Source organism: Acidobacteriota bacterium, from assembly GCA_034211275.1.
Classification (GTDB): domain Bacteria; phylum Acidobacteriota; class Thermoanaerobaculia; order Multivoradales; family JAHZIX01; genus JAGQSE01.
The window spans coordinates 21,432-45,802 of record JAXHTF010000033.1 but is presented as its reverse complement, the minus strand read 5'-3'; the positions used below and the strand labels follow the sequence as shown (position 1 = coordinate 45,802).

Here is a 24,371-nt window from a genome sequence, read left to right as displayed (position 1 = left end):
CTGGTTCAACTCGGCCAAGTTCTTCGATCTCGAATGGCAGGTCTACGGCACCGTGCCGTCGGAGCTGCCGGAGGATCAGGAGACGCTCTACTGGGAGCACGAGGATGGCGAGCGCGCCCTGCGGATCAACTATCGCCGGGAGGATCAGGCGGTGCAGGGCTTCAACCTCATGGGCATTCGCTACCGCCACGCCCTGTGCGAGCAATGGATCGAGGAAGAGCGCCCGCTGCCGGCGGTGCTGGAGAACCTGGGCGCCGCCAATTTCGATCCCGAGATCTATCGCCAATACGAGAACCGGCTGGTGGAGCTCTACAACCGGCGCCATCCCGACCGGCCGGTCAAGCTCCGGCGCAAGCGCGGCCTGGCGGGCTTCCTGCGGCTCCGTCGCGCTTCCTAGTGGGCGCTTCCTGATCGTCGCCTCAAGTCTTGTTTCGAGGATCTTTCCGTCAACCCGAGGACTCCCATCATGGCCCACCAGGAATCCGGATCCCAGCGCACTCTGACCCTCCTGCGAGGCGCCGGCTTCGCCGCCTTCGCCCTCGGTCTGGGGATCTTCTTCTTCGCCCTCACCCTCGGCGGCTATCAGATCACCCCGGAAGCCCTGGCCGCGCTGGAAGAGCGGGGAGTGATCCAGGAAGCCCACCGCTCCGCTCTGGGACCGGAGCTGCAGGCCATGGAAGGGCAGTACTTCGACTCCGTGGGGGCGTTCCTCGAGCGGCTGGAGACGGCCCTCGACGCGGCGGAGACGAGCCTGGGCTCCCAAATCGGCGACTACCAGCGCACCGAATACCGCTTCCACATCGCCCGGGAGGCGACCCGGGGACCGCTGGCCGCGAGCACGGGACTGTTCTTCTGGCTCAGCATCGGTCTCGCCAGCCTCGGTGGAGTGATCTTCTTCCTGCCCCAGATCTGGCGCCAGCCGGCGGGGATCAAGAACAACGGCGTGTGGTTCAGCTCGCTGAAGTCTCGAGGGTACTTCGGCATCGCCCTGGGCATCCTCCTCATCGGCTTTTACATCGCCCTCTACTTCTTCCCCGCGTACATCGTCAACTGGATTCGTCTCGGTGATCCGGTGAGCCGCTGGCTGACCGGCGGACCGGCGGACCGGTGGTTCTTCTACGGGCTGATCTACACCCTGGCCATCCTGGTGATGGGCCTGCGCATGGGCATCCACTACCGCCACAACCGCTACCAGATGGTGCGCACGGTGTCGGTGAGCTTCTTCCAGCTAGGCTTCGCCTTCCTCATCCCCACCATCCTCGGCGCCCTCAACCAGCCGGCCTACGACTTCAAGAACGCCTGGCCCCTGGACTACGACTTCTTCTACGGCTGGAATCTCGAGCAGCTGATGTCCAGCGGCGTACTGGGATGGTTCATCCTTTTCTGGGGTATTGGCCTGGCGGTGCTGCTGGTGCCCCTCTTCGCCTTCTTCTTCGGCAAGCGCTGGTATTGCTCCTGGGTGTGCGGCTGCGGCGGTCTGGCGGAGACCCTCGGCGATCCGTTCCGCCACCTCTCCGACAAAAGCCTCAAAGCCTGGCGAGTGGAACGCTGGCTGGTGCACGGCGTGCTGGTGGCGGCGGTGGTGATGACCGGCGTGGTGCTGACCAACTTCTTCACCGCCCAGGGCGGCGACCCCTTGCTGGGCAACGCCACCTGGAAGTTCCAGAAGTGGTACGGCTTCCTCATCGGCTCGATCTTCGCCGGCGTCGTCGGCACCGGCTTCTACCCCCTCATGGGCAACCGGGTTTGGTGCCGCTTCGGCTGCCCGCTGGCGGCGATTCTCGGCATCGTCCAGCGCTTCAAGTCGCGCTTCCGCATCACCACCAACGGCGGCCAGTGCATCTCCTGCGGCAATTGCTCCACCTACTGCGAGATGGGCATCGACGTCCGCTGGTACGCCCAGCGCGGCCAGAACATCGTCCGCGCCTCCTGCGTCGGCTGCGGCATCTGCGCCGCCGTCTGCCCCCGCGGCGTCCTGCGGCTGGAGAACGGCCCCACCGACACCCGCTTCCACGAGCCCAAGCTGGTGCAAATCGGCGCCGGGCGGGTGGATATCGGCTGATCTTCGACCGCCCTCCCTCAGGGGGGACCCAAATGTTGGTCCCCTTCTTTTCAGGCACTTAGCTCCGTAGACCGGGCAACCGCCCACCCTCTTTCAGCCCTCCTCGATGGCCTTTCTTGACTCCGGTGAAGAGTCGATCTAGTGTATTAGTTGATCGGAACACTGAAACACCAAGACACTTCCATCGTAGGTAGTGGAGAGAGTGATGAACAGGAAATGAGTGACGAAGCCAGAGCCATGAGAAATCCACCATGTTGATCACCATCGATCCCGCCGAGGCCCGGCCCATCTATCTCCAGATCATGGACGAGATCCGTCGAGCGCTGGTCCTGGGCACCTTGCAGGCGGACGAGCCGCTGCCCTCGGTCCGCCAACTCGCCGCCGAGCTGCGGATCAATCCCAACACCGTGCAACAGGCCTACCGCGAGCTCGAGCGCGAGGGCGTGGTCTACGTGCGCCGCGGCCGAGGCACCTTCGCCGCTGCGCAGGAAGAACGGGAAGAAGAGCACCGCCTCGGCCTTCTTTCCGCCGTCGCCGGACGCGCCCTCCTCGACGCCCACCGCCACGGATTGAACGCCGATGAGCTCATCGAGGCCATCCGACAGGAAGCCCGAGACTTCAACCCAGGAGACCCGACATGATCGCCCAAGCCCTCCTCGATGCCTTCCCGGACCGCGACCTCGCCGTCGAGACCCGGGGCCTGAGCCGCCGGTTCGGCCGCCAGACCGCCCTCGATGGCCTCGACCTCAGCGTCCCCGAGGGAGCCTTTTACCTGCTGGTGGGGCCCAACGGCGCCGGCAAGACCACGACCCTCCGGTGTCTCTTGGATCTGCTGCCGCCGGACTCCGGCAGCCGCCAGGTCTGCGGCCTCCCCGTCCCCGAGCAAGGCCCGGCGGCCCGGTCCCTCATCGGCTATGTCGCCGACGCTCCGGAATTCGGCTATCCCAAGCTGCCGGTGGCCCGGCTGCTGAGCTTTCACGCCCGCCACTTCGAAACCTGGGATGCCGCCTACGCGGAACGCCTGATCCAGGCTCTGGACGCTCCCACGGAGCAGAAGTTCGGCAAGCTTTCCAAGGGTCAGGCGCGACGGGTGCAGCTGGTGATGGCGCTGGCCCACCGGCCGGCCCTGCTGCTCCTGGACGAGCCCACCGACGGCCTCGACCCCCTGGCTCGGGACCGCTTCCTGGGACTCCTCGCCGAGCACCTGGCGGAGCACCCCACCACGGTGGTGGTCTCCACCCACCTGCCCTACGAGGTGGAAGGCCTCGCCGATCACTTGGGAGTGCTCCAGGGTGGGCGTCTGCTGGCCCAGCTCCAAAGGCAGCGGCTGGAGGAGCGCCTCCACACCTTCCGGCTCCAGCTCCCCGAAAGCTGGCAACCGCCGGCGGAGACCGAGACCGCTCTGCTGCGCCGGGAAGGCCGGGGGCGAGAGGTCGCCTGGACCCTGTGGGGCGACGCCGAGTCCTTGCGCCGCACTCTCGCCGGCTCCGGCGCCACCGTGCGCTCCCTCGACCGTCCGACCCTCGATCAGGCCTGCCGCATCTTGCTGGGCCTCGAGAGCTCCGGACTCCAGACCACCCACCCACGAGGAGAATCGTCATGAGCACTCCCCACCCACCGTCCGTACCTTCGCTGCGCCAGCTGGTGGCGAGTCAGGTGGTGCTCTATCTGCTGCACGCCCACCGCGCCAAGGCCATCATCTTTGGGTTGATCCTGCTGCAGGTGCTGCTCCTGGCCACCGTGGGCATTCTCCTCGGCGTCACCATCGTGGTCGATGGCGAGCAGACCCGCTGGTTCTTCTCCGACATCTCCGACACCGGGCTCAGCGAAGCGGTGGCGGCGGTGCTCATCGGCGCCGGCCTGGCCTCGGTGTGGGGCCTCTTCGTGCCCTTCGGCTGGCCCGACCAGCAGCGCTACGCCTGGAGCCTGCCGGTGGACCGCAAACGCCTCGACATCGCCCGCTTCCTCGCCGGCCTGCTCATCACCCTGACGAGCTCCTCCCTGGTCCTGGGACTGGCGGCGCTGGCAGCGGCGATGGCCGGGAACCTGGCTCAGCTCTCCGTTCTCGGTCCCCTGGGCTGGCTCAATCTGTGGCTGGCTCCGTTCCTGGCCTTCCTGCTGACCTGCGCCGACGCCACCCGCAAGGATCGCTCGAAGACCACTTATTGGCTCATCGAAGCCGGCGGCACCGTCCTGCTGCTGCTGGTCACGGGACCGGGATTCTTGACCTGGCCGAGCATCAAAGCGACCTTCTTCGACGGCCCCCTGAGCGCTTTCAACGCCCTCACCGGCGCCGCCGGCCACCAGATCTTCGGTGCCGAATTCTTCTACCCGGAGCACTGGGCCTGGGCCCTCGCCCTGTGGTGCGCTGTCCACCTCGGAGGCTTCCTGATCAACATCCAAAAGCGCTATTGAGCCTTCTCGAGACACATTTACCTCGTCCCCGTCGTACTGCTAGGCAAGAAGGAGGAACCCCATGCTGAGTATTCGCGAGCTTGTCAAGATCTATCCCGGCCCGGTGGCGGCCCTGCAGGGCATTCACCTCGACGTTCCCACCGGCATGTTCGGGCTGTTGGGGCCCAACGGTGCCGGCAAGACCACCCTCATGCGCATTCTCGCCGGGCTCTTGGAGCCCACCTCCGGTAGCGCCAGTCTCGACGGCGAGGACATCCTGGATGATCCGTCCAAGGTCTGGCGGCGCCTCGGCTATCTGCCTCAGGACTTCGGTTTCTATCCCCACCTCAGCGGCGAGAAGATGCTCGCCCACCTCCTCGAGCTCAAGGGCATCGAGGCAGCGGACGGCAATCGCAAGAAGCTGGTGGCGGACCTGCTGGAGCGGGTCAACCTCACCGCCGCCGCCGGCCGCAAGGTCTCCACCTACTCCGGTGGCATGCGCCAACGCCTCGGCATCGCCCAGGCCATCGCCGGCAACCCGCGACTGATCATCGTCGACGAGCCCACCGCCGGCCTCGATCCGGAGGAGCGGCTGCGCTTCTACCGGCTGCTGGCGGAGCTGGCGGAGGACCGCATCGTGCTCCTCTCCACCCACATCGTGGAGGACGTGGCGGTGCTCTGCCCGCAGTTGGCGGTGATCCGCAAGGGCCGGCTCCTCACCTCCACCCGCCCGGCGGAGGCGCGGGCGGCGGTGGCCGGCCGGGTCTTCGAAGCGATGGTGGACCGCGGTGATCTGGAGGAGGTCCACCGGCGCTACCAGGTGACCCAGAGCATCCTCTTCGAAGGCCGCCACAAGGTGCGCATCTTCCAGCCCGACGGCGTCGCCCCGCTGGGATTCTCCGCGGTGCAGGCGAACCTCGAGGACGCCTACCTGGTGCTGATGCAGGATCCCGCCGGCCGCCTGCCGAGCGTCCCCGGGGATGCTGGCGGCCCTGCCGAGGAAGCATCGAAGGGCGAGCCCACCGCCGTCTCGAATCCCGAGGTGACGGCCTCCGAGGAGGAACCTGTCCCCGCCGAGGTGCGCTCATGAGCTTGCGCCGCTTCTTCGAGGTCTTCCGTCTCGAATTCAGCTTCCTTCTGCGCCGGCCCATGGTGTGGATCCTCATCGGTCTGTTGGGGCTCCTCTCCTTCGGCATGTCCACCGGCCGGGTCCAGGTTTCCAGCGGCGACGCCAGCGTCGGCGGCACCAAGGCCTGGATCACCTCCGAGTTCACCACCGCCTTCGTGCTCACCATGATGGTCTCCGCCCTCTATCTCTTCTTCCTCGCCGTCGCCGCCGGCATGCGCCTGCTGGACGACGACCAGGCCAAGGTCGGGGAGGTGCTCCATTCCACCCCCCTGCGGGCCGGTGAGTACATCTGGGGCAAAGCCCTGGCGGCCATCGCCACCTTCACCGTCGTCCTCGGCGTGCACCTGGTGCTCATGGCTTTGTTCAATCATCTGCGGCCGAGCCCGGTGGCGGCGGAGATCCGCGGCCCCTTCGAGGTCCTCAACTATCTGCGGCCGGCGTTCGTCTTCGCGCTGCCGGCGCTGATCTTCTTCGGCGGCGTCGCCTTCTACCTGGGAGAACGCTTCCGCCGGGCCGCCTGGGTCTTCCTCTTCCCCATCGGCCTGATGTTGGTGATGGGCTTCTTCCTGTGGAATTGGAAGCCCACCTGGCTCGACCCGACCATCAACCGCGCCCTGATGCTGGTGGATCCCTCCGGCTTCCGCTGGTTGGATCAAACCTGGATCGCCCTCGACCGCGGCGCCGACTTTTACAACACCGCCACCATCGGCGTGGATGCCGGCTTCGCCCTCTCGCGCCTGGTCTTCGCGGCCCTGGGCCTGCTGGCCATCGCCGCCGCCCACCGCCACTTCGCCCACACCGTCGGCGGCGGTGCCCGGGTCAAGCTGGCTCAGCAGCAGGTGGACGAGCTGCTCTCAAGGCCGCTCGAGCCCGCTTCCACAACCCCCTCGATGCCTGCTCCCCTGGCCATGAGCTCTCGCCCCCAAGGCTTCTTCGCCACCCTGCGCCAAACCCTGCGCACCGAGACCGGTGCGCTGCTGCGGGAGCCGGGGGTCTACCTCTTCGGCTTCCTGGTGGTCACCCAAACCCTCGGCAGCAGCCTGCTGGCCCTGGGCGCCTTCCAGACCTCGGTGCTGCTGACCCCGGGGCTGCTGGCGGTGAACAGCGCCAACACCCTGGTCTTCCTGCTCTGCCCGCTGCTCATGTTCTTCATCGCCGCCTCCCTGGAGCGCGAGCGCACCACCGGCTTCGACTCTCTGGCCTACAGCGCTCCCATCTCCACCGCCCCGATGATGCTGGGCAAGATCCTCAGCAACGCCGTCCTCGCCGTGGTCATCTCCATGGCGGTCTTCCTGGGCTGTGCCATCGCCCTGCTGGTGCAGGGCAAGGTGGGGCTGGAGGTGTGGCCCTTCGCCCTGGTTTGGGGCCTGCTCTTGGGACCCACCTTCCTCCTCTGGAGCGCCTTCGTGGCCTTCCTCTACTCCCTCACCGGCAACCGCTACGCCACCTACGGCCTGAGCCTCGGCGTACTCATCTTCACCCTCTACCGTCAATTCACCGATCAGATGAATTGGGTCGGCAATTGGATGCTCTGGGACGCCCTGCGCTGGAGTGACCTCAGCGTCTTCGAGCTCGACCGCAAGGCGTTGCTGCTCAACCGCGGAGTGGCGCTGGCGGCGACGGTCTTCTTCTTCGTCCTCGCCCTGCGGCTCTTCCCGCGGCGGCGCTTCGACTCCAACCGCATTCTGCACCGCCTGCGGCCCAAAGCCCTGGGCGCCGCCGGTCTGCGCCTGGCCCCCTGGGCACTGCCGGCCCTGGTGCTGGGGAGCGTGCTCTTCCTCTCCGTGACCCAGGGGCCGGAAGGCTCCGCCAGCCAGAAGGAAGCGGAGGACTATTGGAAGCAGAACCTCGCCACCTGGAAGGACGCCCCCCTGCCGGCGCTACGCCAGGTCACCCTCGACCTGCGCCTGGAACCGGAGGAAAGCTCCTTCGAGAACCGCGGCAGCTATCTGTTCGAGAACCCCTACGAGCACGAGCTGCGGCGCTTCGCCCTCACCGGTGGCCCCCACTGGCAGGACCCCACCTGGACCCTCGACGGCGAGGACTATGAGCCCGACGACCGTACCGGCCTCTACGTCTTCACCCCGGAGCGCCCCCTGGCTCCCGGTGAGCAGGTGCTCGTGGGCTTCCACCTCTCCGGCCGTTATCCCGACGGGCCGACCAAGAACGGCGGCCAGGCCGAAGAGTTCATCCTGCCCTCCGGCGTCGTGCTCACCAGCTTCCGGCCCACCGTCGTGCCGGTGCCGGGCTTCATCGAGAGCGTCGGCGTCGACGACGACAACCGCTACGAGCCCCGGGAGTACCCGGACGACTACTTCGAGGAAGTACTGCAGCCCTTCACCGGCAGCCAGTACAGCTTCACCACCCGCATCACCGTCAGCGGACCGGAGGATTACCGCTACAACTCCGTCGGCGTGCTGGAGAGCGAGACGGTGAAGAACGGCCGGCGCACCGCCGTGTGGGTGAGCGATCACCCCGTACGCCTGTTCAACGTGGTGGCGGGCCGCTGGACCGAACGCCAGGGTGAAGGCACCACCCTCTACTACGATCCCCGCCACTCCTACAACGTGGAGGACATGGGCAAGATCCTCGACGCCTCCCGGCGTTACTACTCCGAGTGGTTCTACCCCTATCCGTGGCAGGAGCTGCGCATCAGCGAGTTCCCGGGCCTGGCGGGCTATGCCCAGGGCTTCCCCACCAACATCACCTTCTCCGAATCCATCGGCTTCCTCACCGAAAACGACGACGAGACCAACACCGTCGCCCTGGTCACCGCCCACGAGGTGGCGCACCAATGGTGGGGCAATCTGCTGACCCCCGCCGACGGCCCCGGCGGCAACATCCTGTCGGAGGGCATGGCCCACTTCTCCACCGCCATGCTGCTAGGCGAGGTGGAGGGCGAACGCGCCCGCCGCGGCTTCATGAAGCGCATCGAGGAACGCTACGGCGACCGCCGCCGCAAGGACGCCGAGCGGCCGCTGGTGAAGATCGACGGCAGCAAACGCGGCGACACCACGGTGACCTACGACCGCGGCGGCTGGGTGGCCTGGATGCTGATGCAAGAGCTCGGCCGGGAGACCATGCTGGAAGGGCTGCAGAGCTTCATCGCCGCCTACAAGGACGGCCCGGACTTCCCCCTCATCGAGGACCTGGTGCAGCATCTGCGCCCCTACGCCGAGGATCCGGCGGCCTACGACGCCTTCGTGGACCAATGGATCTTCGACACGGTGGTGCCCCGCTTCCAGCTCCACGAGGCGGCCAAGGAAGCCATCGGAAACCGCTGGCGCACCGCGGCGGAATTGGAGAACGTCGGCACCGGCCGCGTCGCCGTCACCATCGCCGCCACCGCCGGGGAACGCTTCACCGAGGACGGCGACCTCGACCCCAACTATCGCGAGGTGCGCACCACGGTATGGCTCGACGCCGGGGAGAGGCTACCGGTGGAGCTGCTGGCGGATTTCGAGCCGGAAGAGCTGGTGGTCGACCCCGACATCCAGGTCCTGCAGCTGCAGCGCAACGCCGCGGTGGCCAAGCTGTAGGTCACCAAACCCACACCGCGCTGGCGCTGGCGGGGAGCTCTAGACTCCAGCCCGCCTGACTAAAGCGGGCCGTGGTACCCAGGACGCTGGTGAAGCGCAGATCCAACCCGTGGGTCTCGAGAGGGAAGGGCGACGTGACTGCGGTCCCGGTGCCCAGGTTGTGGGCCACCACGACTCGTGAATCCCCGGCTTGGGCCACGAAGGCGAAGATCGCCGGGTCGCCGGTCTCCAGTACCTGGATATCGCCGGTGCCGAGCTTCGCCGACCCCAGCGCCGGATGCTCGGAACGCAGCTGGATCAGCCGCCGGTAGTGGCTGAGGAGCGAACGCGGATCGTTCGTCTGAGCCTCCACGTTCGTGGTCTGCCAGCCCCCTGCCAGCGCCCGCCAGGGATCCCCGGTGGTGAAACCCGCACCGTGCTCTCCGCTCCAGGGCATGGGTGTGCGCTTGGCCGGGTCCCCCTGGGCCACCGGCCCGTTGGCCAGGCCGATCTCCTCGCCGTAGTAGATGAACGGTGTGCCGGGCAGGGTCAGCAGCAGCGCCGCGGCAGTGCGCAGGGCGAGGGGATCCCGCTGCAGCACCGTGGCGATGCGCACCATGTCGTGGTTGGTCAGGAAGGTGGCGTCCAGCACCCCCGGCGGGTAGAGCTCGTCGCGCTCCGCCAGGGCTTCCACCAGCGGCGCCGCCAGCCCGCTCTTCGCCGCCTGCACCATCGCCTCCGCCAGCGGGAAGTCGAAGCTCATGGGCAGCTCGTCACCGAGGGTGATGCTCTCGGTGCTGCCGTAGTACTCGGCGATGGTGGGAGCGTCGGTCCAATTCTCCCCCACCAGCAGCGCCTCCGGCTGGTACTCCCGCACCGCAGCGGCGAACTCCTGCCAATACTCGTGGCCCTCTTCCGAGCCGCTCTGCCCCTCCCCCGGCCCGGCGGCGATGAGGTGGCGGGCGGCGTCGAGGCGGAAGCCGTCGACCCCGCGATCGAGCCACAGCTTGGCCAGCCGCTTGGCCTCCTCCCGCACCTCCGGATTGCGGAAGTTGAGGTCCGGCATGCCGCTCCAGAAGATGCCGTAGTAGTACGCCCCGTTCTTCTCGTGCCAGGTGGGAGTCCCGGGATCGCCCCAGGGCCGGGTCCAGCCCGGATCGGTGTCGGACCACTCGTACCAGTCCCGCTTCGGCGAATCCGGCGACGACGCCGACTCCACGAACCAAGGATGCTGGGCGCTGGTGTGGTTGAGCATGAAGTCGACGATCACCCGGATCCCCCGCTGGTGCGCCGCTTCGAGGAAGGTCTGAAAGTCTTCCAAAGTCCCGTAGTCCGGATTGATGGTCTCGTAGTCGACGACGTCGTATCCGTGATAGCTGGGTGAGGCGAAGACCGGCATCAGCCAGATGCCCTCGACCCCCAGATCCCCATGAGTCTCCGGGTCGCCGTCGTTCAGGTAGTCGAGCTTGGCGGTGAGGCCGGGGAAGTCCCCGATGCCGTCGCCGTCGGAGTCGGCGAAGCTGCGCACAAAGATCTCGTAGAACACCGCGCCGTCGGCCCAGTCCAGATCCCATTGCACGGGGTCGTCTTTCACGGTCTTGGCCTGCATGGACTCGGCCTCCGACGCCGCAGCCTCCGACTCCGCAGCCTCCGCTTCCAGCGCCGCCGCCTCGGCCCGCGTCTGGGGCTTCTTCACCACCGACCAGTCGGGCTCGATGCGCTCCCCTTCTTCCGCCGTCGTCGAGGGTGGTGGCGTCTGCACGGTGCGCGCCTCCACCGCCCGGGGAGACTGGCAGGCCGTCCCCGCCAAGAGCACCGTCAGAACGGCGACGAGAGACCGTCGAGGAGACCGAAGATACAGCCTGATCATGGGGATTTACCTCCGAATGCCGCAGAGCTGAGGAGCGGCGAAGCACTCCGATTTCAGTGAGTTCTTGAGCAGGCTAGCACGAACGCCTTGGTGCCGAGCGCCGCTCGCTTTCCGCCTGCCGATTCGTTCCTCGGAAAGGCTTCCCTTCCGCCCCCCTTCCTGTGGTATTCTCTTCGACCGCGCCGGGGCCACCCGACGCACCATGGCCCCATCGTCTAGCCAGGTCAGGACACCAGCCTTTCAAGCTGGCGACACGGGTTCGAATCCCGTTGGGGCTACCAGCTTCTTTTCTACTTCGTCAGTCCTCGTAGGCAGAGCTTGCAGTCAGCGAGCTGCATCCGCCAACCATTCCTCCACAGCTTCCGCCACCAGCTCCGGCCGGTTCCACGGAATCAGGTGGCCCATGTCCGGTACGCGAGTCACCGTCAGCGGGGTCGCCCCGGTGATCCGCTCCTCGGCGAAATCGGCATTGGCGGGGGGCACGAGGTCGTCGGCTTCGCCTTGAATCACCGTTACCGGCATCCGTAGCTCGCCCCAGCGGGGCATCAGCTCCTGAAGCTGCTCTTTGAGCGGCTGGATCTCGCGGTCAGCGTCGACCAGGGCGTCCGGCAGCATCCAGCGCACCAAGCTCCAGCGGCTCACCTTCTGGAACCACGTGGTCTTCTCGAGCTTGGGATCGATGGATCCGGCGACCAGGATCAATCCTCCCACCCGTTCCGGCTCCTCCATCGCCAAGAGCGCCGCTACAGGCCCGCCGTAGGAATGCCCCACCACCAACGCCGGAAGCTGCTCCGAGTGAGCGTCGAGCACCGCCTGTAAGGCTTCGACCTGCGCGTCCAGCGAAGGCCGGACACTCAGATTGGCCGAATCGCCCCAGCCGGGCCGATCCACCGATACGAGCCGAGCCTGGTCCGCCAGAGATCGATTCGCGAGCAGGTGAGCGAAGTCGTTCCAGCCTCCCGGCGAGCCGTGTACAAAGAGCACCAGCGGCCCCTCCGAAGCTCCGATAACCCGGCCGGAGAGGGTTCCCCCGTCGGCCAGGGAATAGCTCACCTGCTCCGGATCCTGGCGATCCGCGAAGACCTTCTCGGGAGACGGCGGGGTGATGGACGAACAGCCCACCGCCAGCATCCCGAGGCAGGCCACAAACATCCCACCCCACCTCTTCAAGCTCTGAAACATCCTGATTTCCTCGTTCATCCCATCCTCTTCCCCGCCTCCTCGGCGTCTTCAACCCAAACTTGCCTTGGCGGTTCCCGGATTTACACGTCCCGGACTTCTAAGCCATCGCCCGAGAGGCTCTCGCCCGCATCGGGAAGCCCCAATTCGAAGAGCCCGTTCCGAAAAGTCTGCAAGCGACGTGCCTCTTTGGATCGAGAGTCAGATCAGGCGGTAGGGACTGCAGGAGCTGAGGCGGCGGGGACTTCCGAAGTCGATGGGGAGAAGCCTGCGTTCGGGAAGAGATCCAGGCTTGCGGGGTGGGACGAGCCCTCGGGCCCCTCGACTGCCGAGAGGCCCGAGGAGATCGGCCAAGGGCTCAATCGGTCGCGACAGGAGTCTCCGCCTCCGCCGGCTGGCCAACCTCCTGGGACTCGACAACCTGAGGAGCCACCTCGACGGCTACCGACTGCGCCTGCGAAGCCTCCGACGCCAGCGGCTGGAGGCCACAGCCCCAGACGAGGAAGCTCCCACAGGTGGTGTGGTAGTACTCCGGCATACAGGTGCAGTTGTCCGTCGGCGGCACGTAGTCGCAAACCTGGCGGCAGTTCTGATACGCCGCATCCGCCGGCGGCGCCACCCACAGCATGAGGCCGGCGGCCAGTACCGCGAGCAGGGCGAAACGGATGGTCAGAGTCTTCATGATCGATCTCCTTCAAAACAAGAAAAAAAGATGGAGCCCTCCCGGTCGGTCACCCCTCAGCAGTCTGCGAGCAGCGGCTCCCGGTAAGGCGCGAGCTGGCCGGAATGGTACCACTGAACTTTAGTAATCATGGAGAATCCGCTGAGCCCCCGATCCCCCCGACGGACCCTCTAGACCAATATCGATATCCGATATATGATTACCCCATGAGAACAATCTCACTCCACGTCAACGAAGACGACTACCGCCGGTTCCAGGCTGTCGCGGAACACGAGGGCCGCTCCGTCGCCTCACTGATTCGTGAAGCCATGCGCGAGCATCTGGAGCGGGAGGCCACCCGCCGCGACCGGCCTTCCCTTCGCGACTTGGCTCCCCACCCCAGCGGAGCCCTGCTCGAGCCGTGGCAGCGGAGCGACGTCTATGACGAGATGACCTCCTATGGCTTCGAGGTCCACGAACCCAGCCCGGACGGCACAGTCATCGGAGAGGCAGAGACCAGTCGGAACCAAGACCCGTGAGCCTAGCCCTCGACACTGACGTCTTGATCCACTGGTTCATGACCGGCGCCCCGCAGCACCGGGCCGTGCGGGCCTTCCTGGATCAAGAGCTAGACCGCGGCGTCCCCCTCGCTCTGGGACCGCAAGTGCTCTACGAATTCCTCCACGTCGCCACCGACCCTCGCCGATTCCAAAACCCCCTCCCCATGGACGAAGCCCTCGATCTCGTCCGCCACCTCTGGCAAGCCCCCGAAACCCACCAACTCCCCACCGCCGCTCCCCCCGACCGCGTCACCACCCTCATGCACCGACACTTCCTGGGCCGCAAGCGCATTCTGGATACCGCCCTGGCGGCTACTTTGGAGGCAGCCCGCATCCACCGCCTGGCGACCTTCAACCGGCGGGATTTTGAGGTCTTTGGGTTCTTGGAGGTGGTGGAGCCGGTGGTGGGTTGAGATCGAGCTCAGTTCTGGCCACCCAGGTCCGCGGTGCTGGTTCAGGAGGAACCAGCCCTCTAGACGTCATCCTCCCACCTGATACCCTTCCTCCAACGCCTATCGCCATATCTCTTTTTTTCAGCCTTTTGCCTTACCCCGTCCAGAACCCCTGCGCCTCTGCAACACCGAAGGAGAAGCTATGCCCAACCCCACTGATCACCCGCAGCCCTCAACCCGCCCCGCCGCCGCATGGCTCGGGACCCTGCTTCTCACCGCCCTGCTCTTACTAGTCACCGCCTGCGGCCAGACTGCGAGCTCCGCAGCGAATGGCGAGTCCGCAGACCCGGCGCCGGCAGGAGCTGAAGAGGACGCTCCAGCGGCCGACGAAGCAACTGCCTCCGCCGCCGGTGGTGACCACTTCGAGATCAGCGGCAACCGCAGCTTCACCGAGAACGACGCCCGGGTCTATCTACGCAACCTCGCCGATACGCCGGCGGCGCCGGAGGGCGTCGATGGTTGGGTGTTGGTGGTGAAGGAGAACGACGGTGGCTTCAACCTGGTGCAGGTGGAGTTCATCCTGCTCAAGGAAGATCTGGTGAGCGGCAGCCACGCTCTCCACGACATCCGCATCGAGCCGCAGGCCGGGCAGATCCAGGCGCAGGTGAAGCTGCCGAAGGAAGACGAGAAGAGCGTGCTGCCCAGCGCTCTCTACATCGAGAGCGTAGAGGGCACCCTCGATCTCGAGGTCTCCGGCGATAGGGTCTCCGGGAGCTTCGACTTCACCGCCCACTTCGACACCGACACCGGGCCGGAGGTGAGGGCTCGGGGCGCCTTCTCCGAGGTGAAGATTCCCCAATCTTGAGCACACCGCCTTGAGCGACCGGCCTGGATCCTCCGGCCTTCTGGCTAAACGGGCCGGACAGGCGGGGAACCCAGCGGAGCCAGGAAGAGAATCGGCGAGGAGTGGAACCCCAGGAGCGATAGAGCCGTAGAAAGCGACAGACTCGTAGCCGCACCACGGCGGAGATCTGTTGCCGAAATCCACGCTATCGACCAGGACTCATCGCATGCTTCCATCCGCGCTCTTCCGCTCTCTCTCCGCAGCTCCCAAAGCACTCCTCGTCCTCCTGCTGGCCACCGGCCTGGCCTGCAGTGGCGTCGCCGAGCCCTCCATCCCAGCCGGCGACACGGCGTTCAGCCCGCCGACGCCGGCCCTCAAGCGGCAGATGCTGCGGCAGGTCAACAAATGTCTGAAGAAGCGCGCCTTCGTCTATGGGGTGGACTTCGGGCGCTGGCCGGAGATCGTCGAGGGGTACCGCGGCGACATCGACGCCAGTACCACCGACGACGAGCTCGCCGCCGGCTTCAATCGGGCGCTGGCGGAGTTCGGGGTCTCCCACTTGAAGGTGACCACGCCGGGGGAGGAGGCGTCGAAGAAGGACGGGCGGACCATCGGCGCGGGCATCAAGGTGGTGCCGGTGGCGGAGGGGCAGTTGGTGGCGTTGGTGCTGCCGGAGAGCCCGGCGGCGCAGGCGGGGATGGTCAAGGGGGATCTCGTGACTCACGTCGACGGTGTGCCCGTGGGTGGTGGCGAGGACTTCCCCGGGCTCATCGACTATCGCCTCCAAGGCGCGCCGGGGCTGACCAAGGTCCTGCGCTGGCAGCGAGAAGGTGCCGAGGGGCCAGCGACCTTTGAGGAGACCATCGGCTATGCAGCGCATCCGGTGGGCCTCCCGACGACCCTGGAATGGAAGACGGTGCCGCCTCCCGCGCCCGAGTCGGAGGCTTCGGAGATCGCCTGGCTGACCCTCAACTCCTTCCGGGAGGAAGTCTACGACCGGCAGCAGGTCGCCGAGCTCTTCAGCCAGATCCGCAGCCGCGCCGATGGCCTGGTCATCGACCTGCGGGGTAATAGCGGCGGACTGTTCAACAACGTCGTGCATCTGGCGTCCTTCTTGGTACCCGCCGGCGAGGTCGGCGGTGTGGTCACCGAGCGCAAGGACTATCAGCGGCGGCACAAGGCCTTGCAGCAGGACGGGCTCTCCACCGAAGAGCGCATCCAGGCCCTGGGAGATCCCTTCAAGATCGGATGGAAGAACGTCGACGAAACCTACGACGGCCCACTGGTGGTGCTCATCGACGGCGCGTCCGGCAGCGGCGGGGATCTCTTCCCGGCCATCGTCGACGGGGCGAGGGACGCGGTGTTGGTGGGTTCGACCACCCACGGCGCGCTGCTGGGAGGAGTCTCCTGCGGCCTCGCCGGCGGCTTCGACCTGACGGTGCCGATCCAGGAGATCCTCGGCCCCAAGGGAGAACGCATCGAAGGCGTGGGCACGCCGCCGGACGTGGAACTCACCCCGCGCCAAACCGTCGACGACGCGGGCATCGAGGAGGTAGCGCTGGGGATCTTCGGCGTCCAGTTCCAACAGTCAGTGGCTCTCGGAGTTTGAGGCGAGCTTCAACAAACGTCCGGACGAAGAAGAACCCTCCAGGCCTTAGCGTTCGGGTGGCTCAGGCACAGAGGCGATCTTCGACCGCAACGACGCGTTGTTGGGCGCCCGCTTGAGAGCCTCTGCATAGAAAGGCAGCGCTTCCACCGGCCGGCCAAATCGCATCAGGCGATCGCCGATGCACTCCTGCACCGCCGGCATTCTGGAACCGGATCTTGGAGCCCGGCAGGTCTCTTCCGCGGCACGAACATAGGCCTGTTCTTTGATTTCCCCCTGCTGCAGGAGCAGCCCCAGGAATTCCTCTGCCATCCTTTGGGGCACCGGCCTGAAAGTTCTTCGCAAGACCGCTCGATAGTGCCGTAGGGCCGTCGGGGTATCACCAACGGCAATGGCGGCCCGGGCCAGCAGCAGATGCGGTGGCGACGTCGTCCTTCGGGGGCTGCCTTCGAGGATCTTCGTTCCCAAAGCCCGCGCCTCGGCGGCCTGACCAGTGCGGATCAGAGCCCCCAGGAGATGCTCCAAGATGGGTTCGGACTGATCCCACGCAGGCGGAGCCGACTCCAGAAGCTCGATCACCGCATCGTCCTCGCCTCGACTGGCCAAAAGCTCGCAGAGCTCCAGGTAAGGACGAATCGAAGGCGTCCCGCTGGACTCAGCGGCGATCCAGCGGCGGAGATGTTGCTCCCGTTCCGCGAGAGCACCATTGCTCTGGTACGCAAGATCGAGGGCTCGCCACAACGCGTAGCTACTCGGTTCCCGATCCAACCGCTGGAGCAGAATCGACGCTACCTCCTCCCCCACCGGTCCAGCGCCCCGGTCACTTCTTCGAGCGGTCTCCCATTGTTCGAGAAGATCCCGAGCCTCCAACGGCTCGCCATCCGCCAGCCGGACCAGCAGCAGCTTCCGAGCATCGGAATAGCCCCTACAGCGCACCAAGAAATGGCCCAGCCCACGGCTGTGCCGCTCATCGAGATCGTGAGAGCTCAGGTGCTCGAGGGCGAGCATGGACTGGGTGGCACAATCCTCGGTGTCGCTGGAGGCACTGAGAGCGGAGGCCAGTGCTGGTCCCCGGTCTACCTCCGGCAGGCTTCTCACCGTCTCCTCCACCGAAGCCCAATCCCCGTCCCGGGCGGCATCGCGCAGAAGCTCGTGGGAGGCCTGCACCCGCACCTCCGGGTTGTCCGCGGCAGCGAGGTCGCTCAGACACCGCTGGGCCAGCGTGCGGAAGGTGCTGTCGAACATCCGAAGTAAGCGCCCACAGAGCGCCGCCATGTCGGGAACCGGGATCTCCTTGCTCATCCAGCCGGGTTGCAACATGCCCGTGTCCATCGAAGCCGGATCCACCGGCGTCGCCAGCATGGCTTCGATCCGAGGCCGTAACGTCTCCGGATCCTCCACCGTCGCATGGGCGCGCAGCCAGAAAGCCCGAGCCCCCAGGTCGCCAGGCCAGCGCCGCAGCCATTCCTCCGCAACTTCACGGGCGGGAACCACGGCTCCTTCTTCAAAATAGTGCCCCACCAACAGGCGGTAGGCGTTGGGCTCTTCGGGCCGGCGCTCGAGGAAGCTCTCCAACAACTCCGTGGCCTGGCTCCTCTGCCCAAGCCGGGTCAGCACATGAGCGGCGTGGAGCATGGCCTCGGGATCGTCGGGGAAGCGTTTCGCCAGCACTAGAATGTCATGGTCTCGATGCCCCCGTTGGAGTGGCGATGCAGCGTCGATCAGCCAGGGCCCTGCCGAGTTGGGCACCTCGGCCTTCCAGGTCCTCAGAATCCGCTTCGCCACCCGCTCCTTCAACTCATAGCGATCCTCTTCGCTACTGCTGGGCTCCTCTAGCGCCATCTCCGCCACGGCCCGCTCAGGCTCTGCGATGAGCAACCGCCGCCACAGCGTCGACGAACGAGGATTTACCTCCAATTGAGCTCGCACCCGCGCTACCTCTTCCTCCGCCTGCACCAACTCTTGTTCCGCCTGCACCAACCCTTGCTGCGCTGAAGCCGATGGCTCCTCCGTCCCAACGCCACAACTCAGCAAGAACGGAGCGATGAAGATCAGTAGCAGCGCCACTGGCATTCGGCGCCACCAGATTCCGGAGAGAGACATTGAGACCAGGGATCTGTACGAGAGGGTCGAGTCCATCAGGGCCTCCTTATCGGCAGGTCCATGCAAAGAAGAAATCCTCATTCACAGAAACACTACGGAAATATCCAAAAAAGTGTTCCAGGGCGGGCAGGGAAGTGGCGGCGACCCTTCCTGCCTCACTCTCACTGGCCAAGCCAATGGGGCCGATTCTCGGACACGCGAGCAGCGACGAAACAGAGAGCCTCACAAGCAATCATGGGAACCTATTATCAATAAAGAGATTTCCTCCCAGCCCGACCCCTCCCAGGCTACAGCCAGGCGGAAAGGCGCTACCCGCTCGACCGGCAGAAACGCCTGACAACGTATACAATCCCCCTTTATTGATGGTTCACCATGGAAGAGGATCGACTCCTCGGTTGGTGAGTTGCCGAAAGGCTGATTTTTGGGAGGTAGTAGGAAACGGTCCGCGGTGGACTCCCTCGTCCACCGATTGAGGAGCAGGAGCTCGGCAGAGCCCCACCGGCGGGCACTGGTGTTCCTTGCGGACGGCGAAGAGGAAGCGGCCTCGCTGACCCGCGGGGAGCTGGACCTGTGCTGCCGCACGCTGGCTGCACAGCTGCAGCAGCGGTTGGAGCCCGGCCGGCGAGCCCTGCTGCTCTATTCTCCGGGACTGCCCTTCATCGTCGCCTACCTGGCGTGCCTCTATGCCGGCGTGGTGGCGGTCCCCGCCTACCCTCCCCAGCGGCCCAAAGACTTTCAGCGCACCGACCGGCTGATCCGCGACTGTCGGCCGTCGCTGGTGCTCACCGAGGAGCGGCTCTCCCGGCGCCTCGCCGCCAAGCTCGAGGAGCCCCACCCGCCGCTGCTGGTCACCGACGCCATCGAGGACGTTTCCGAGGAAGAGTGGCGAGAGCCCGAGCTCGAAGCCGAATCCCTCGCCTTCCTCCAATACACCTCCGGCTCCACCGGCGATCCCAAGGGAGTGCGCATCACCCACGGCAATCTGCTGGCCAACGAGGCGATGATGCAGCGAGCTTTCGAAGTCCGCGAGGACAGCCGGGTGGTGGGTTGGCTGCCCCTCTACCACGACATGGGACTCATCGGGAACGTCCTTCAACCCCTCTACGCCGGCGCCGAGACGGTGCTCATGGCACCCACCGCCTTTCTCCAGCGCCCGATCCGCTGGCTGCGGGCGATTCATCGCTACCGCGCCGAGATCAGCGGCGGCCCGGATTTCGCCTACCGCCTGTGCGCCGAGCGCACCACCACCGAGGAGCGCCGGGACCTCGACCTCTCCTGCTGGCGCATCGCCTTCGACGGTGCCGAGCCGGTGCGGGCGGCGACCCTGGAAACCTTCAGCCAGACCTTCGCCGCCCAAGGCTTCCAGCGCCGCGCCTTCTTCCCTTGCTATGGCCTGGCGGAGGCCACGCTTTTCGTCGCCGGTCCGCCGGCGGACCAAACGCCGTCCCTCGGCCAGGATCCCGTGAGCTGCGGCGGGACCTGGCTGCAGGAAGAGCTGGGCACCGACTTCGCGGTGGTGGATACGGAGACCCGGAGGCCGGTGCCGGAGGGCACCGAGGGCGAGATCTGGGTCCGCGGCCCCCACGTGGCGGACGGTTATTGGAACCGCCCGGAGCTCAGCGCCGAAGTCTTCGAGGCCTATCTCGCCGATGGCGAAGGGCCGTGGCTGCGCACCGGGGACCTGGGCATCCTGGCCGATGGCGAGCTGCGCATCACCTGCCGTTCCAAAGATCTGATCATCCTGCGGGGCCGCAATCTCTATCCGCAGGACCTGGAGCTCGCCGCCGAGGAGAGCCATCCGGCGCTGCGCACCGCCGGCGCCGCCGCCTTCTCCGTCGACCTTCAGGGAGAGGAGCGGCTGATTCTGGCCTGCGAAATCGACCGCCGGCGAGAGGACCAGGCTCCCGAAGCCGCGGCTTGCATCCGTCGGAGCCTCGCGGAGGAATTCCAGGTCCACCCCTGGACAGTGGAAATCCTGCGTCTCGGCACCCTGCCCCGCACCTCCAGCGGCAAGGTGCGCCGCCATCGCTGCCGCCAGCTCTTCCTCGCCAGCGAGCTTTCGGGAGTCGCCAGTGGAATCACCGGCGGAATCAACAGCTCCCCATCGGCCCCACTTTCCCTAGAGCCCGCGCCTTCCTGGGAGGAGCTGGAGCAGCTCGAGCCGGACGAGGGCCGGCAGCGTCTCACCTCCTTCTTTCGCCAGACTCTCGGCGTCGCCCTCGATCTACCCCCGGAGCGGTGGCCGGCGGCGGACGAGGAAGGACGGCTGGACTCGTTGCGGGCGGTGGAAGCGCGGGGGCGGATCCAGGAGGCGCTGGCGGTGGAGCTGCCGCTGGAGCTCTTGCTCGCCGGGGCCAGCGCTCGGGAGCTCGCCGCCGAGGCCTGGGAGCGCCGCTCTGGAGGAGAGCCTCCGGTCCGGCTGCCACCGCCCCCCACCGAGCCCCTCCCGGCCACCGCTGCCGGTCCTCTCTCCCACTCCCAGCGCTCGCTGTGGTTCCTCCACCGCCTGCACCCTCAGGATCCCTCCTACATCGTCGCCGTCGCCGGCTGGCTGCCGGTAGACACCGACCTTTCCCTGCTGGACCAGGCCTGGCACCGGCTACGCCAGCGGCACCCGGCCCTGCGCACCGTCTTTCGCTGGGGCCCCGCGGGAGAGCCGGAGCAACGGATGGAGACCCCCGGTCCGCTGGAGCCGGTGGAAGAATCTCTCGCCGAGGGCTGCTCCACGGAGGAGCTTCTGCGCCGCGCCGAGGATTTCGCCTGGGCTCCCTTCGATCTGGAGGCCGGCCCTCCGGCACGGCTGCGGGTCTTCCAAGGCGGCAAACGGCCGCTGCTGGTCCTCGCCGCCCACCACATCGCGGTGGACCTCGGATCCCTGACCCTCCTGCTCCAGGAGCTGGCAGAGCTGATGGGCGGCAACGCCTTGGCACCGCCGCCCCAGCTCGACCCCTGGAGCCTCCAGCGATGGCAGAAGCAGATCCTCGAAGGACCCCGCGGCCGAGCTCTGGAAGCCTTCTGGAACCGGCTCCTGCCGGCGAGACCTCCGACGCTGGAGCTACCGGCGGACCGGGAGCTCGGACACGACGCGGAGACGGCAGCTACCGCACCGGCGCTTCGGCCTGGAGCGGCGGAAGCCGTGAGCCTCGGCCGGGAAGCCCAAGACCGCCTCTCGGCGTTGGCCCGCTCCCTGGGTACCTCCCGCTTCACCGTCGTGCTGTCCCTCTTCAGCGCCTACCTGGGCCGCCTGGCGGGCCAGAAGCGATTCGCCGTCGGCGTTCCCGCCGCCAACCGCAGCCACCCGGCCCTCCGCCCGGTAGTGGGCTATCTGGTCAACCCGTTGGCGGTGCCCGTCGAGATCGGCGCCGAGGAAACTTTGGAGTCCTTGATCCAGGGGCTCACGCCGACCATCACCGGCGCCCTGGAGCACCAGGACTACCCTTTCCCGCTCCTGGTGCAACGGCTGGCCCCCCAGCGGCAGCGACGGCACCCCATCTTCCAGGTTGCGGTGGCCTATGAAAGCCGGCGCGGCGGCGGCGCCAACCCAGGGGAGGCGGCGGGAGAAGCGGCGCTGGTGATGGGCGAGAGCGGACCGGCGGTGCGCTTGCGCGGTCTCTCCCTGGAGCCAGTGGCCTTGGAGCACCGCCCCTGCCCCTTCGACGTGGTGCTGATGGTGGCGGAGGGAGCCGCCGGCTCGGAGGTCCCTTCCAGCTCCAGGCTCCACTTCTCCTGGCGCTATCGGAGAGACCGCTTCGATGAGATCACGGCGCGGCGCATGGCCCAAGGCTTCGGAGACTTCCTCGCCACTGCCCTTGGCGCTCCGGAGGCCCGCCTGAGCTCCCTCCATTGGCTGTCGCCAGCGCAGCGCCATCAGTTGGCGGTGGAGTGGAACGACACCGAGACGGGCTTCTCCCGCCGGGCGACGGTAGACCGGCTGATCTTCGAGCAATCGAAGTGCCAGCCGGAAGCCGTGGCGATAGTAGACGCCGAGGGTTCTCTGAGCTACGGGCGCCTCGCAGAGCTGGCGGAGCGGGTGGCGCAACGACTCCGAGGGCTACCCGGAGCAGAAACCCCGGATCAGAGGGTCGTCGCGGTGTGCTTCGAGCGCTGCCCCGGCGCGGTGGTGGCGCTGCTGGGGACATTGCGCGCCGGCGATGTCTATCTGCCCATCGATCCGGAGCTCCCGGAGGAGCGGCGCAAACTCCTCATCCGCTCCGCGGAGACGGCGGCGAAGGATCTATCGCCGGGAATCGGAAGGGCGGCCGAACCGGTGGTATTGGTCCAGGAAAGGCTAGAGGATCGGCTTCCTGAGGCCTGGCGGCGGCGCGCCCTGGTCCTCGACCGTCGGGGCGAGCTCCGCAGCGCCCCCGAGCCGTCACCCGGCGCGGCAGCACGGCCTCCCCATCCCCGGTCCTCTCCCACGCCAGAAAGCCTCGCCTACATTCTCTTCACCTCCGGTTCCACCGGCGAGCCCAAGGGCATCGCCGTATCCCATCGGGCGGTGGTGCGGCTGGTCCATCGTTCGTCTTTCTGGACTCCCCGGGCTTCGAATCCAGGGGACGGCAGCCTCGAAGACGGCAGCCCAGAGACCGTGCTGCAAGCGGCGCCCCTGAGCTTCGACGCCTCCACCTTCGAAATCTGGGGCGCCCTGGCCAACGGTGCCCGGCTGGCGCTCCTGCCTCCCGGCCCGCCGAGCGCCCGGCTGCTGGCGGAGACCGTGGCGCGCCTTCAGGTCACCTCCTTCTTCCTCACCACCGGCCTCTTCCGGCTGCTGGTGGATCACGCGCCGGAAGCCCTCGCCGGCAGGACGGTGCTGACCGGCGGCGAGACCATGTCTCCGGACCATTGGGTGCGGGGCTCGGCGGCGGTAGCCTCCGACGCTTCCGACCCGGGGCGGCTGGTCAACTGCTACGGGCCCACCGAGTGCACCACCTTCGCCACCGCCGGTACGCCGAGGCCGGAGATCGTAGAGCAGAGCGGCTCCGTTCCCATCGGCGGGCCCATCGGTGGCACCGAAACGTGGGTTCTCGACGGAGCAGGGCAGCTGCTCCCCGTCGGCACCGTCGGCGAGCTCTACCTCGGCGGGGCAGGGCTGGCCCAGGGCTACCTCGGCTCCCCCGCCGCTACCGCCCAGCACTTCCTGCCCCATCCCTTCTCACCGCAACCCGGCGAGCGCCTCTACCGCACCGGGGACCGCGCCCGCTGGCGCCCCGAGGGCAGCCTCGACTTTCGCGGCCGGGTGGACCGCCAGCTCAAGGTGCGGGGTCACCGGGTCGAGCCGGCGGAGGTGGAGCGGGTTCTCGCCGGCGCTCCGGGCGTGGCGGCCGTGGCGGTGGTGCCCCAGCCCGATCCCGGCGGCGGCTGGCGGCTGGTAGCTCATTGTGCACCGGGCGGTGTCGACCCCGGGGAGCTGCGCGCCTACGCCGTCCGGCACCTCCCCCAGGCCATGGTGCCAGCGGTTTTCGTTCCCCGGACCACCCTGCCCCTCAACGCCAACGGCAAGGTGGACCGTTCGGCGCTGCCGGAACTACCGGCGGCGGCCTTCTCCGGCGATGACACCGGCGATGAGATTGGCGGCCCGGCGTCCCGCGGCTCTTCCTCCGATGCACACCAGCACCAGGCCACCGTCGAGGCGACGGTGTCGGCGGTGTGGAGACGGGTCCTGGATCTAGAGCACGTGCCGCGCCACCAGAGTCTCTTCGAGCTCGGCGGCCATTCCCTGCTGGCCGCCCGCATCGCCGCCGAATTGGAGCAGGAGCTGGGCCGGCCGGTGGCTTTGATCACGCTCTTCGACCATCCGACGGTGGCGGATTTGTCGCGCTACCTGGAGGCTCGGGACTCCGCGCCGCCGGCATCCGCCGAAAGCTCCGAGTCGAGCCGGAACGATGGCGACGGAGAGGCCGGCCAGGAGACCGGGGTCGACACAGCAGCATCCCCCCTCAGCGCCGCCGAGAAGGCGCGACGGCGGGCGGACGAACGGCGAGCCTCGATGGCGTCCCGGCGGAAGCGGAGCACGACGCGGGGCAGTTCGGTAGAAAGTGATTAGTTGAGATCGA

General features: G+C 67.1%; 16 protein-coding genes and 1 tRNA gene. 13 read left to right on the top strand and 4 right to left on the bottom strand.

Annotated features, from left to right (window positions below):
- The 7 genes from SX243_07965 to SX243_07935 all read left to right on the top strand — a co-directional run.
- A partial coding sequence (locus tag SX243_07965; GenBank protein ID MDY7092891.1) for an NAD(P)/FAD-dependent oxidoreductase occupies positions 1-397 on the top strand: 397 nt, incomplete at its 5' end.
- Positions 398-466: 69 nt separating this feature from the next.
- Positions 467-2,062: a 4Fe-4S binding protein gene (locus tag SX243_07960; GenBank protein MDY7092890.1), complete on the top strand. Its 1,596-nt coding sequence runs from the start codon at positions 467-469 to the stop codon at positions 2,060-2,062.
- A 251-nt stretch (positions 2,063-2,313) separates the two neighbouring features.
- Entirely contained in the window at positions 2,314-2,703 is a 390-nt protein-coding gene (locus SX243_07955; protein MDY7092889.1) for a GntR family transcriptional regulator, read from the top strand.
- On the top strand, positions 2,700-3,665 hold the full coding sequence (locus SX243_07950; protein ID MDY7092888.1) for an ABC transporter ATP-binding protein: 966 nt from the start codon (positions 2,700-2,702) through the stop codon (positions 3,663-3,665). The genes SX243_07955 and SX243_07950 overlap by 4 nt, the downstream gene beginning before the upstream one ends.
- Entirely contained in the window at positions 3,662-4,477 is an 816-nt protein-coding gene (locus SX243_07945) for a hypothetical protein (protein MDY7092887.1), read from the top strand. The genes SX243_07950 and SX243_07945 overlap by 4 nt, the downstream gene beginning before the upstream one ends.
- Before the next feature lie 61 nt (positions 4,478-4,538).
- Complete coding sequence (locus SX243_07940) at positions 4,539-5,546, top strand: ABC transporter ATP-binding protein (GenBank protein MDY7092886.1); 1,008 nt, start codon at positions 4,539-4,541, stop codon at positions 5,544-5,546.
- Positions 5,543-9,124 carry a M1 family aminopeptidase gene (locus SX243_07935; GenBank protein MDY7092885.1) on the top strand — a complete coding sequence of 1,194 codons (3,582 nt, stop codon included), beginning with the start codon at positions 5,543-5,545 and terminating at the stop codon, positions 9,122-9,124. The genes SX243_07940 and SX243_07935 overlap by 4 nt, the downstream gene beginning before the upstream one ends.
- 1 nt (position 9,125) lies before the next feature.
- On the opposite strand, the gene SX243_07930 is transcribed toward SX243_07935, so the two are convergent.
- Positions 9,126-10,973, bottom strand: coding sequence for an alpha-amylase family glycosyl hydrolase (locus SX243_07930; protein ID MDY7092884.1), 1,848 nt, complete (start codon positions 10,971-10,973; stop codon positions 9,126-9,128).
- Positions 10,974-11,177: 204 nt separating this feature from the next.
- Here SX243_07930 and SX243_07925 point away from each other — a divergent pair.
- Positions 11,178-11,254 (top strand) — tRNA-Glu (locus SX243_07925).
- Between the two features lie 43 nt (positions 11,255-11,297).
- On the opposite strand, the gene SX243_07920 is transcribed toward SX243_07925, so the two are convergent.
- Together SX243_07920 and SX243_07915 are read right to left on the bottom strand one after the other, a co-directional pair.
- Complete coding sequence (locus tag SX243_07920) at positions 11,298-12,125, bottom strand: alpha/beta hydrolase (GenBank protein ID MDY7092883.1); 828 nt, start codon at positions 12,123-12,125, stop codon at positions 11,298-11,300.
- 385 nt (positions 12,126-12,510) lie between these two features.
- On the bottom strand, positions 12,511-12,834 hold the full coding sequence (locus SX243_07915) for a hypothetical protein (protein ID MDY7092882.1): 324 nt from the start codon (positions 12,832-12,834) through the stop codon (positions 12,511-12,513).
- A 206-nt stretch (positions 12,835-13,040) separates the two neighbouring features.
- On the opposite strand from SX243_07915, the gene SX243_07910 reads away from it, so the two are divergent.
- The 4 genes from SX243_07910 to SX243_07895 all read left to right on the top strand — a co-directional run bounded on the left by SX243_07910 (position 13,041) and on the right by SX243_07895 (position 16,218).
- Complete coding sequence (locus SX243_07910; GenBank protein ID MDY7092881.1) at positions 13,041-13,352, top strand: DUF6290 family protein; 312 nt, start codon at positions 13,041-13,043, stop codon at positions 13,350-13,352.
- Complete coding sequence (locus tag SX243_07905; GenBank protein MDY7092880.1) at positions 13,349-13,786, top strand: TA system VapC family ribonuclease toxin; 438 nt, start codon at positions 13,349-13,351, stop codon at positions 13,784-13,786. Before SX243_07910 ends, SX243_07905 begins: the two co-directional genes overlap by 4 nt.
- 181 nt (positions 13,787-13,967) lie before the next feature.
- The gene (locus SX243_07900) at positions 13,968-14,630 is read left to right on the top strand and encodes a hypothetical protein (protein ID MDY7092879.1); all 663 of its coding nucleotides are present in this window, start codon (positions 13,968-13,970) and stop codon (positions 14,628-14,630) included.
- 205 nt (positions 14,631-14,835) lie between these two features.
- Positions 14,836-16,218 (top strand): S41 family peptidase, encoded by a 1,383-nt coding sequence (locus tag SX243_07895; protein MDY7092878.1) that lies wholly within the window; start codon positions 14,836-14,838, stop codon positions 16,216-16,218.
- Positions 16,219-16,263: 45 nt separating this feature from the next.
- Here the strand turns inward: SX243_07895 and SX243_07890 are convergent, their stop codons facing one another.
- Positions 16,264-18,282 carry a hypothetical protein gene (locus SX243_07890; protein ID MDY7092877.1) on the bottom strand — a complete coding sequence of 673 codons (2,019 nt, stop codon included), beginning with the start codon at positions 18,280-18,282 and terminating at the stop codon, positions 16,264-16,266.
- 484 nt (positions 18,283-18,766) lie between these two features.
- On the opposite strand from SX243_07890, the gene SX243_07885 reads away from it, so the two are divergent.
- On the top strand, positions 18,767-24,361 hold the full coding sequence (locus tag SX243_07885; GenBank protein MDY7092876.1) for an amino acid adenylation domain-containing protein: 5,595 nt from the start codon (positions 18,767-18,769) through the stop codon (positions 24,359-24,361).
- Positions 24,362-24,371: the final 10 nt, after the last annotated feature.

Coding starts and splice junctions, on each gene's coding strand:
- SX243_07960 (MDY7092890.1), top strand. CDS start 467: ATGGCCCACCAGGAATCCGGATCCCAGCGCACTCTGACCCTCCTGCGA.
- SX243_07955 (MDY7092889.1), top strand. CDS start 2,314: ATGTTGATCACCATCGATCCCGCCGAGGCCCGGCCCATCTATCTCCAG.
- SX243_07950 (MDY7092888.1), top strand. CDS start 2,700: ATGATCGCCCAAGCCCTCCTCGATGCCTTCCCGGACCGCGACCTCGCC.
- SX243_07945 (MDY7092887.1), top strand. CDS start 3,662: ATGAGCACTCCCCACCCACCGTCCGTACCTTCGCTGCGCCAGCTGGTG.
- SX243_07940 (MDY7092886.1), top strand. CDS start 4,539: ATGCTGAGTATTCGCGAGCTTGTCAAGATCTATCCCGGCCCGGTGGCG.
- SX243_07935 (MDY7092885.1), top strand. CDS start 5,543: ATGAGCTTGCGCCGCTTCTTCGAGGTCTTCCGTCTCGAATTCAGCTTC.
- SX243_07930 (MDY7092884.1), bottom strand. CDS start 10,973: ATGATCAGGCTGTATCTTCGGTCTCCTCGACGGTCTCTCGTCGCCGTT.
- SX243_07920 (MDY7092883.1), bottom strand. CDS start 12,125: ATGTTTGTGGCCTGCCTCGGGATGCTGGCGGTGGGCTGTTCGTCCATC.
- SX243_07915 (MDY7092882.1), bottom strand. CDS start 12,834: ATGAAGACTCTGACCATCCGTTTCGCCCTGCTCGCGGTACTGGCCGCC.
- SX243_07910 (MDY7092881.1), top strand. CDS start 13,041: ATGAGAACAATCTCACTCCACGTCAACGAAGACGACTACCGCCGGTTC.
- SX243_07900 (MDY7092879.1), top strand. CDS start 13,968: ATGCCCAACCCCACTGATCACCCGCAGCCCTCAACCCGCCCCGCCGCC.
- SX243_07895 (MDY7092878.1), top strand. CDS start 14,836: ATGCTTCCATCCGCGCTCTTCCGCTCTCTCTCCGCAGCTCCCAAAGCA.